At 69.4% G+C, this 9446-nt stretch carries 9 protein-coding genes; 5 read left to right on the top strand and 4 right to left on the bottom strand.

Going from position 1 to position 9446, the window contains the following annotated elements; genetic code table 11:
* Window positions 1-42 precede the first annotated feature (42 nt).
* Window positions 43-909, top strand: a complete 867-nt coding sequence (gene rpoH / locus NM961_RS04860; protein WP_255912011.1) for an RNA polymerase sigma factor RpoH — start codon at window positions 43-45, stop codon at window positions 907-909.
* A gap of 62 nt (window positions 910-971) precedes the next feature.
* Here the strand turns inward: rpoH and NM961_RS04855 are convergent, their stop codons facing one another.
* Both NM961_RS04855 and NM961_RS04850 read right to left on the bottom strand, forming a co-directional pair.
* Complete coding sequence (locus NM961_RS04855; RefSeq protein ID WP_255912009.1) at window positions 972-2249, bottom strand: NAD(P)/FAD-dependent oxidoreductase; 1278 nt, start codon at window positions 2247-2249, stop codon at window positions 972-974.
* 21 nt (window positions 2250-2270) lie between these two features.
* Entirely contained in the window at window positions 2271-4448 is a 2178-nt protein-coding gene (locus NM961_RS04850) for a primosomal protein N' (protein WP_255911999.1), read from the bottom strand.
* 763 nt (window positions 4449-5211) lie between these two features.
* On the opposite strand from NM961_RS04850, the gene NM961_RS04845 reads away from it, so the two are divergent.
* The 4 genes from NM961_RS04845 (at window position 5212) to NM961_RS04830 (ending at window position 7433) form a co-directional block, all read left to right on the top strand.
* Window positions 5212-5775 (top strand): RNA polymerase sigma factor, encoded by a 564-nt coding sequence (locus NM961_RS04845; RefSeq protein ID WP_255911997.1) that lies wholly within the window; start codon window positions 5212-5214, stop codon window positions 5773-5775.
* On the top strand, window positions 5772-6137 hold the full coding sequence (locus NM961_RS04840) for a hypothetical protein (RefSeq protein ID WP_255911995.1): 366 nt from the start codon (window positions 5772-5774) through the stop codon (window positions 6135-6137). Before NM961_RS04845 ends, NM961_RS04840 begins: the two co-directional genes overlap by 4 nt.
* A gap of 5 nt (window positions 6138-6142) precedes the next feature.
* On the top strand, window positions 6143-6352 hold the full coding sequence (locus tag NM961_RS04835; RefSeq protein ID WP_255911993.1) for a hypothetical protein: 210 nt from the start codon (window positions 6143-6145) through the stop codon (window positions 6350-6352).
* A gap of 355 nt (window positions 6353-6707) precedes the next feature.
* Complete coding sequence (locus NM961_RS04830) at window positions 6708-7433, top strand: DUF3106 domain-containing protein (protein ID WP_255911991.1); 726 nt, start codon at window positions 6708-6710, stop codon at window positions 7431-7433.
* A 140-nt stretch (window positions 7434-7573) separates the two neighbouring features.
* On the opposite strand, the gene NM961_RS04825 is transcribed toward NM961_RS04830, so the two are convergent.
* Together NM961_RS04825 and NM961_RS04820 are read right to left on the bottom strand one after the other, a co-directional pair.
* Window positions 7574-7876 carry a DUF4286 family protein gene (locus NM961_RS04825; protein ID WP_255911989.1) on the bottom strand — a complete coding sequence of 101 codons (303 nt, stop codon included), beginning with the start codon at window positions 7874-7876 and terminating at the stop codon, window positions 7574-7576.
* Window positions 7873-9306 carry a DUF3667 domain-containing protein gene (locus tag NM961_RS04820; protein WP_255911987.1) on the bottom strand — a complete coding sequence of 478 codons (1434 nt, stop codon included), beginning with the start codon at window positions 9304-9306 and terminating at the stop codon, window positions 7873-7875. Before NM961_RS04820 ends, NM961_RS04825 begins: the two co-directional genes overlap by 4 nt.
* Window positions 9307-9446 lie beyond the last annotated feature (140 nt).

The raw sequence follows: 9446 nt of genomic DNA, 5'->3' as shown, positions 1-9446 counted from the left end.
GGCGAGTGCTAACCTGTGTTCCAGTATTGGAGGTTTCAAGCCATGACCGAAGCGCTTGCCCTAGTCAGCAACAACCTGCCGATCCCGAGTGCGCTGGGCAGCCTGGAGGCTTACATCAGCGCGACGCACCGTGTCCCGATGCTGACCCAGGACGAAGAACAGGAGCTGGCCGAGCGCCTGCGTCGCGACAGCGACCTGGATGCCGCCAAGCGACTGGTCCTGTCCCATCTGCGTTTCGTCGTGCATGTCGCCCGCGGCTACCAGGGTTACGGCCTGCCGCTGGGTGATCTGGTGCAGGAAGGCAACATCGGCCTGATGAAGGCCGTCAAGCGCTTCGACCCGACCCTGGGCGTGCGCCTGGTTTCCTTCGCGGTGCACTGGATCCGCGCCGAGATGCACGAATTCATCTTGCGCAACTGGCGCATCGTCAAGGTCGCCACGACCAAGGCGCAGCGCAAGCTGTTCTTCAACCTGCGCAAGTCGAAGAAGCGCCTGGGCTGGCTCAGCCATGACGAGGCCCAGACCGTGGCCAAGGAACTCGGCGTGCCGGTAGCGACCGTGCTGGAGATGGAGTCCCGCCTGTCCGGCCGCGACGTGGGCTTCGATGCTCCGTCGGACAACGACGACGAGGCGCCGCCGGCGCCGGTGGCCTACCTGGTCGACCACAACGCCGACCCGTATCAGTCCCTGGCCAACGACGATCAGGAAGAAAACCAGCTCGAAGCCCTGCGCGAAGGCATGGCCCGCCTGGATCAGCGTTCCCGCGACATCATCACGCGGCGCTGGCTCAAGGACGGCGAGAAGGCCACGCTGCAGGAACTGGCCGACGAGTACGGCGTCTCGGCCGAGCGCATCCGCCAGATCGAGGCGAATGCGATGAAGAAGATGCGCGCCCTGTTCGTCGCGTAAATCACAGGCAACACCGCAACAGCACACGACGGCCCCGCGAGGGGCCGTCGTCGTTTCTGCGATCAGGCGCTGCGGTCTTCCGGCGTGGCCGGCTGCTGGCCGACGATGATTCGCGCGTGGCGCTGGTAGGTCCAGTACGACCAGGCCCAGTTGATCAGCACGATCAGGCGGCTGCGGAAGCCGATCAGGAAGAAAATGTGCACGAACAGCCAGAACCACCAGGCCAGGATGCCGGACAGGCGGATCCGGCCCAGGTCGGCCACCGCGGCCATGCGGCCTATGGTCGCCAGCGAACCCACGTCGGAATAGCGGAACGGTCTGGCCGGCTGGCCGCGCAGGCGTGCCAGGATTGTCCTGGCCGCATGCGTGCCCATCTGCTTGGCCACCGGCGCCACGCCGGGCAGCGGGCGGCCGTCCTGCTGCTTGCTGGCCAGATCGCCGATCACGAAGATTTCCGGCTGCCCGGCCAGGCTGAGGTCATCCTGCACCAGCACGCGCCCGGCCTTGTCCAGCGGTGCGCCCAGCTGGCGGCCCAGCGGAGAGGCCGCCACGCCGGCGGCCCAGAGCACGCTGCGCGCCGCGATGCGTTCCTCGCCCAAGGCTATGCCGTCAGCGTCGACAGTGGTCACCGCGCGGCCGGTCAGCACCTCCACGCCCAGGCGCTGCAGCTGTTTTTCCGCCTTGACTGAAAGTTCCGCCGGCAGCGCGGCCAGCACGCGCGGACCGGCTTCCACCAGCATTACCCGTGCGGTGGCGGGATCGACGCGGCGGAATTCGCGGCGCAGGGTGTGCCGTGCGATCTCGGCCAGAGTGCCGGCCAGTTCCACGCCGGTGGGGCCGCCGCCGATGACGACGAAGTTCAGCCAGGCGGCGCGGCGGGCCGCGTCGGGCTCGGCCTCGGCGCGCTCGAATGCGGTCAGCACCTGGCGGCGTATGACCAAGGCGTCGTCGAGCGTTTTCAGGCCCGGCGCGTGGGCGGCCCATTCGTCGTGGCCGAAATAGGCATGGCGCGCGCCGCTGGCGACGATGAGGTAGTCGTAGTCCAGCGCATTGCCGTCGGTGCAGCGCACCTGGCGCCGGGCGTGGTCGATCTCGCTGACTTCGCCCAGCAGCACCGTGGCATTGGCCTGGTTGCGCAGGATATGCCGCAGCGGCGCGGCGATATCGGGCATGGACAGTCCTGCCGTGGCGACCTGGTACAGCAGCGGCTGGAACAGGTGATGGTTGACCTTGTCGATCAGGCTGACCCGCACCGCGCTGCCGGCCAGGGCGCGGGCGGCCCACAGCCCGCCGAAACCGCCGCCGATGATGACGACATGGGGTTTTTGCTGCGATTGCATGGATTGCTCACACGTTTGCCTTCAATACAGGTCGATGGGGTCCACATCGAGGGACCAGCGCACGCGCCGCGCCGAGGGCAGCTGACGCCAGGATTCGAGCCAGCCGGGCAGCGCCGCCTGCAGGCGGGTGCGGTCCAGCGCCGAGAGCAGCAATTGCGCGCGCGCCAGTCCGGCGCGCAGCGGCATGGGGGCGGGAATCGGCCCGCTCAGGTCCACGCCTTCGACGGCACCGGCGGCGGCGGCGCAGGCGTGCAGGAATTCTTCCACGGCGGCCATTTCCTTGGCCTCGGCGCGCAGCAGGGCCAGGTGCGCATACGGCGGCAGCTCGGCGGCGCGGCGCTCGGCCAGCAGTTCCTCGGCCAGCGCCGCATAGCCGCCGCGCAGCAGCCGCGCCAGCAGCGGGTGATCCGGATGATGCGTCTGCAGCAGTACCGTACCGGGCTTGTGCGCGCGGCCGGCGCGGCCGGCCACCTGCACGATGAGCTGGCCCAGGCGTTCGCTGGCGCGGAAGTCGATGCTGTGCAGGCCTTCGTCCACGCCCAGGATGGCGACCAGGGTGAGGTTGGGCAGGTCATGCCCCTTGGCCAGCATCTGCGTGCCTATGTAGATGCCGGGCTGGTTCGGCCCCAGCCGGTCCAGCAGGGCTTCCAGCGCGCCGCGCCGGCGCGTCGTCTCGCGGTCTATGCGCACCAGGGCGGTATCGGGGAAGAGTTCGCCCAGGGCTTCTTCCAGGCGTTCGGTGCCCTGGCCCTGGGGCATCAGGTTGGTGCTGTTGCATTCCTCGCAATGCACCGGCACGCGCCGCTCGGCTTCGCAGTGATGGCAGACCAGCCGCCCGCGCTGGCGATGCAAGGTCATGGGCTTGGCGCAGCGTTCGCAGTCCGCATGCCAGCCGCAGTCGTGGCATAGCAGCACCGGCGCGTAGCCGCGGCGATTGCGGAAGATCAGCGCCTGTTCGCCGCGCGCCAGGGTGGCGCGCAGGGCGGTGAGCAGTTCCGGACCCAGGCCGTGGCTCAGGCGGGTGCGGCGCGCATCGACCACGCGCAGCTGCGGCGGCTGGGCACTGCCTGCACGCAGCGGCAGCAACAGTTTTTCGTAGCGGCCCGAGGCGGCGTTGGCCAGGCTTTCCAGCGACGGCGTGGCCGAGCCCAGCACCACCGGAATCCCCAGCGCCCGCGCGCGTACCACGGCCAGGTCGCGGGCGTGGTAGCGGAAGCCGTCCTGCTGCTTGTAGGAGGCGTCGTGTTCCTCGTCGACCGCGATCAGCCCCAGCCGCGGCAGCGGCGCGAACACCGCCGAGCGCGTACCGAGTATGACCTGGGCCTCGCCGCGTGCCGCCGCCAGCCAGGCGCGCGAGCGCTCACCTTCGGCCAGGCCGGAATGCAGCGCATGCACGCCGTTGCCGAAGCGGTCGCGGAAGCGGCGCAGGGTCTGCGGGGTCAGGCCGATCTCCGGCACCAGCACCAGGGCCTGGCGGCCGGCGGCGACCACGTGCTCGATCAGGCCCAGATACACCTCGGTCTTGCCGCTGCCGGTCACGCCCTGCAGCAGCCAGGGCTGGAAGCGCTGCAGCTGGGCCGCGATACGGCTCACGGCCTCGGCCTGGGCCGGGTTCAGGGCCGGCGCGGCGGTGCAGGGCGCCACTTCGGCACTGGCGGCCACGGCGACCGTCTCGATCAGGCCGCGCTGGCGCAGCGCCGCGGCGCTGTCGCGCCAGCCAGGCAGCGCGACATCCAGCGCTGCATACGTCAGCGGACCCGCCGCCAGCCGCTCGAACAAGGTGCGGATGCGCGTGCCGCGGCGCAGGGTGTCGGCGCTGGTCGCGCGCCCGTCCGCGCTCAGCGCCAGCGCGCGATAGCCTTCGAACGGCAGCGGCTTGGCCTGGCGCAGCCCCACCGGCAGCGCAGTTTCCAGCACCGCGCCCAGCGGATGCTGGTAGTAGCGCGCGGCCCATTGCAGCGTGGCCAGCAGTTCCTCGCCCAGCAGCGGCGTGGTGTCCAGCACCGCGCTGACCGATTTCAGCTTCGCCGGATCCACCTCGCTGTGCGCCGCGCTGCCGACCACCACGGCGACCTGCCGCCCCGGCCCGAACGGCACCAGCACGCGGCAGCCGGGAGCGACCCGCACACCGCGCGGCGCGCGGTAGTCGAACAGCTGCGGCAGCGGAACAGGAACGGCGACGCGCAGGATTTCAGGCATGGACGGCGGTTCTGGCCGCTGGTCGAAACCTGCCTATGGTCGCATGGGTTGCCCTGTCGCGGAGCGGCGGCTACCGGACTGGCGAGGTGAAAACCCGGATTTCCGGCCAGCCCGCGCCCCTGCGCCAGGGCGGGAAGAAGTTACCGGTACGTGCGCTATGCCTTGCCTGCCCGGCGGCCCGGCGACATTCCTGGTCAAATTATTAGCAATCTGGCGCAGTCGACTGTTTTGAAAAGGATTTGCCGCTTATCCACAAGACCTGTGGATAAAGCTGTGGAACAAGCCCGGACAGACGCGCGCAAAGGCCGTAAATACGGGCTTCGCCTCGGCTTGGCGATTCTTTAATCAATTCGCCATATTCGTTCCGAATCAATGGGTTAAATTGTCTTAAAAAAGTAATCTGCGGCACTTGGCGCGTTTGTCGCAACGGTCCGGCCCGCCTGGCGGGGGCTGTGTACAACCCTTGACACAGGGGGCGGATGCGCCTCCTCCGCATGGCGTCTGGCTTTGCGCCCTGTCAACCCTTTTTTGCGCCCTGCGTTGAAGCGGGACGGGCGCAAAAAAGCGGGTGCAGCGTGGCGGCAGGACGGCTCTTCGGACCAATTCAGGATCACCGCGGCCGCAGGGCGGGAGATCCCACCGCCGCTCTGCCGGCCGGGCACCTCGCCATCACCGCTGCCCGGCAGCGAAATCGGCCCGCGCGCGTCGTTCCACGAACCACCCCACTAGAATGAACTGCAACCTGGCAAAGGATTCGAGCTGGATGCCACTGGACCGGGCCGAAGCCCCCGCCGCGCGAACCCGCCTCGACGGCTTTCTGCGCGGCGTCGAGCGGCGCGCGCTGCGCATGGCCGAGCTGTCCACCGGCAATCGCGACGAGGCGCTGGATCTGGTGCAGGACGCCATGCTCGGCTTCGTGCGCCACTATGCCGCCAAGCCCGAGGCCGACTGGGCGCCGCTGTTCCACCGCGTGCTGGACAGCCGCCTCACCGACTGGCACCGGCGCGGCAAGGTGCGCGGGCGCTGGCTGGCGGCGTGGTGGCCGGCACGGGCGGACGAGGACGAGGAAGATCCCATCGCCCTGGCCGAAGACCCGGCCGAAGCCGGCCCGCTGGCGCGCCTGGCCGATGCCGATGCCGGGCAGGCCCTGGATGCTGCCCTGCGCGCCCTGCCGCTGCGTCAGCGCCAGGCCTTCCTGCTGCGCATCTGGGAAGGCCTGGACGTGGCCGCCACCGCCGCCGCCATGCGCTGCGGCGAGGGCAGCGTGAAAACCCATCTCTGGCGCGCGCTGAATGCGCTGCGCGCCGCCCTGGAGCCGCACCGATGAACGAGCATCCCGACTGGACCGGCGAGGCCCGCGCCGTGCTGGAGGACTCCGCCCAGGCGCTGGACGCGGCCACCGTGTCGCGCCTGAACCAGGCGCGCCAGCGCGCCCTGGCCGGGCTGGCGCCGCAGCGCCGGCCGCTGCGCTGGACGCGCCGCCTCGCCGTCGCCGCCTCGCTGCTGCTGGCCGTGGCGCTGCTGTGGCCGGACGGGCCGCCGACCGCGCCCGGCAACAACACCGGCCTGCCCGCCGCGGCGACCCTGTCGCCGGAAGACGCCGAACTGCTCGCCGAAGGCGAGCTGGAACTGACCGATGAGCTGGAGTTCTACGCATGGCTGGATGCGCAAGACGAGCACAATGGCTGAGCCTCGTGCTCAGCACCGCCGCGGCCGTCGCGCCGCCGGCGCCGGGCCCGCCGCCCGCCGCGACGGCGAGGCCGGTCCCGGCCGACAGCGCTGCGGCCGATGCCGAACTGCTGCTGTACCTGAGCGAATTCGAGGACGCCCGGGGCGAATGGATAGATCCGGCCGAACTGCCGCCGGTGCCGCGGGATTCTGGGGATGAGGACGATGGACGCTGATCTTTCCGGCCGTGGTTGCGGGCGTGACCAAGACGGGTGCGCAGCGGCTCACGCCGTGCGGCAGCCGGGTCTGCACCGCGTGCGGCGTCTGGCTTTTGCGATGCTGGCGCTGGCTTTGCCGATAGGGGCGCAACCGCCGGATGCGGCGCCATCTATGCGGATGGAATGCGGGCGCGGAGCCCAGGCCCGGTACCCGGAGCCGCCGTCGGCGTCGGAGCGGTATTCCTGCGCAGACCGTGGCCGGTGCGGAGCTGGATCTTTGCGTTTGGCGCAGCTGGCGGACGCGGAGCGACCTTTCCCAACCGGTAAGGCAAGGCATGAAAGCCGGCATCTGCGCCTGGCACAGCAGGCGCAGATGCCGCCCGCACCGCCGGCCGACACCGCGCGCACTGGGCCGGCCGCGGGCGCAGCACCGGATCCGGCCCGCGCGGCGTCACCGCCGGAGCCGCCCAGGCCCGCGCCGTGGAACAGTCTCTCTCCCGCCGAGCGCGAGCAGCTGCAGCCCTTCGCCGCGCAATGGGACCAATTGCCGCCGGAACGCCAGGCGCGCCTGCGCCGCGCCGCCGCGCGCTGGGCCGAACTGCCGCCGCCGCGGCGTGCAGAAATGCAGGAGCGCTTCCGCCGCTGGCAGGAACTCACGCCCGAGCAGCGTCAGCAACTGCGCGAACGCTTCCGCGATTTCCGCAACATGCCGCCGGAACAGCAGGACCGCGTACGCCGCGGCATGAAACGCTTCCGCGATCTGCCGCCCGGCGAACGCGCCCGCCTGCGCGAGGAATTCGAGCGCATGAGCCCGCCGGAACGCCGCGCCTTCCTGCAGGGCGCCGCCGCCGAACGCCGCGCCCTCGCGCGCGAACGCTGGCTGCAGTCCCTGCCCGAAGCCGAACGCGAACCCCTGCGCCGCCTGCTCGACAGCCTGACTCCGGAGCAGCGCCGCGCATTCCGCCATCTGCACGGCAGCACGCCGCCGGAACGCCAGGCGGCGCTGCGCAGGGCGATCCTGCAGATGGATGCGGCGACGCGGGCGCAGCGCTTGAGCGGCGATCAGGAGCCGGGATCGGGGATACGGATTAGTGATTAGCGATTCGGGATCGCAGAGCAAAACGCTCCGCTCAGCGTGGCTGCTTTCGCGAATCCCGAGTCCCGAATCCCGGCCTCAAGCAAAAGCAGCACGGGCAGCAGCGCCTGGCTTCGCGAATCTCCAATCCCGAACCCGGCTGCTTACAGCTCTCGCAACACGCGCCGCGTCGCGCTGAACTGTCCGGGAAAGCGCGCCTGTCCGTCGGCGCGCAGGGCCGCGGCGTGGTGGGTGAAATAGTTCTCCAGCGCCGGTTCGTCGCTGAGGCGGTAGACCACGACCAGGCTGTGCCGCGGCGCGTCGACTGCGACGTCGCGGCGTTCGTACAGGTGTGCGTCGACGAAGCCGGGCAGGGCGAGGATCTGCGCGATGTGGTCGCGCAGCCAGGCCAGGTAAGGCGCCACGATCGCATGGTCCACTTCGAGACTGACCTCGTAGACGATCATGCGACCGCCAGTGCAATCACGGCTGCAATGGCCAGGGCCACCGATACCAGCACGGTGTAGCAGGTGCCGATGATGCTGAACTTGAGCAGGGTCATGAACCAGTTCTGGCGGTAGACCCGCTTCTGCATCAGCAGCAGGTACAGCGGCATCCACCAACCGGCGGCCATCATCAGCCAGGTCAGCGGCGTTGTCGCGGCCGGGAAGGCCAGCCGGGCCAGGCCCAGCAGCGAGATCAGCAGCACGCTCAGGGAGAGGAAGGCGTGGCTGTGCAGCGCCACGATCAGATGCTCCATGTAGTAGCGCCGTTTGAAAATGTAGAAGAATTTCAACATCACGGCGAACAGCGGCATCAGCACGAACAGGGTCTGCGGCAGCACGCCGAAGTAGGCCGCCATCATGCGCTTGGGCTCGGTGCTGATGCGCTTGAGGTTGTGCCGCATCGTGCCGATCAGCTCGTTCACTTTCGCGTTGCCGGCCTCGGGCAGGAAATCGAACGTGAGCGGATTGGTCTTCGGATCCCAGGGCTTGCCGCCGCTGAAGGTGATTTCCGGTTCCTTCTCGCCGTCCGTGCCCGGAAGCTGCGGCACCGGCGGCGTCGGTACCACCTTGCCGTCCTTGTCGCGCACCTCGGGTATCGGCGGAAGCTGGATCGGCGGCACGGTCGCGCCAGGAATCTCGATCGCGGGCGCGGCGGGGGCTTCGGACGGGGCGCCGCCTGCCGGTGTCTCCGCGGCAGGCTTGTTTTCCTCCGCCGGTGCCGGTTCGCCGGCCGGTGATTCTTTTGATTCCTTGCGCTTGCGCCAGTGCGCCGAATCGGGCACGGGATTGCCCTCGTCGGCACTCTGCGGCGCCGGCGGCGGCAGGCCCTTGGCGCGGGCTTCTTGCACTTTCTTCAGGTATTCCATGCGCGCCTGGGACTGGCGCAGGATCTCCGCGCGCGCTTCCTCCAGCGCCTTGCGCGCCTCCGGCGGCAGGCCGCTCTTGCGCGTGGCTTCCTCGATTTCCTTCAGCGCCTCGTCGCGGAAGTGGAAAACCGTTTCCTGGGTGGTGGCCGCGGCGATGGAATTGGTGCCCATCTTGAACAGCGGGCTGTTGCTCAGCCCCGTCTGGTCGCTGTAGAGCTGGGCGAGCAGGAAGGCGATGATGGTGAGGAAGAAGACCAGCCGGAACGGCGTGACATAGCGCTGGCGCCGGCCGATGAAATATTCCGTGGTGAGGAAGCCGGGGCGGAAATACAGCGGGCCGATCGTGCGCAGGATGCGCGAGTCGATATTGAACACGCTGTCGATCACATCGGCGGTCAGCCCCGACAGCGGCCGTATCATGCCTTTGATCGGCTGCCCGCAGGCGTGGCAGTACTTGCCTTGCAGCGTGGCGCCGCAGTTGGCGCAGGAATCGGACGCAGGCGGAGCAGGCGCGGGCTGGTTCATGGCGGGCGCGGTTTCTTCCAGGGCTGGCAGCGCCGGAGTATGGCCGATAGGCGCCGGGCTGTCCCCTGGCGCCGGCGGATGTTTAACAGGAGCACCGGCGCAAGCCTGATAAACTGTCAGGTCGCTTCAGCCAGTTGCCC

This window comes from Tahibacter harae (assembly GCF_024437735.1).
Lineage (GTDB): Bacteria > Pseudomonadota > Gammaproteobacteria > Xanthomonadales > Rhodanobacteraceae > Tahibacter > Tahibacter harae.
This window is presented reverse-complemented; position numbering and strand designations above follow the sequence as displayed.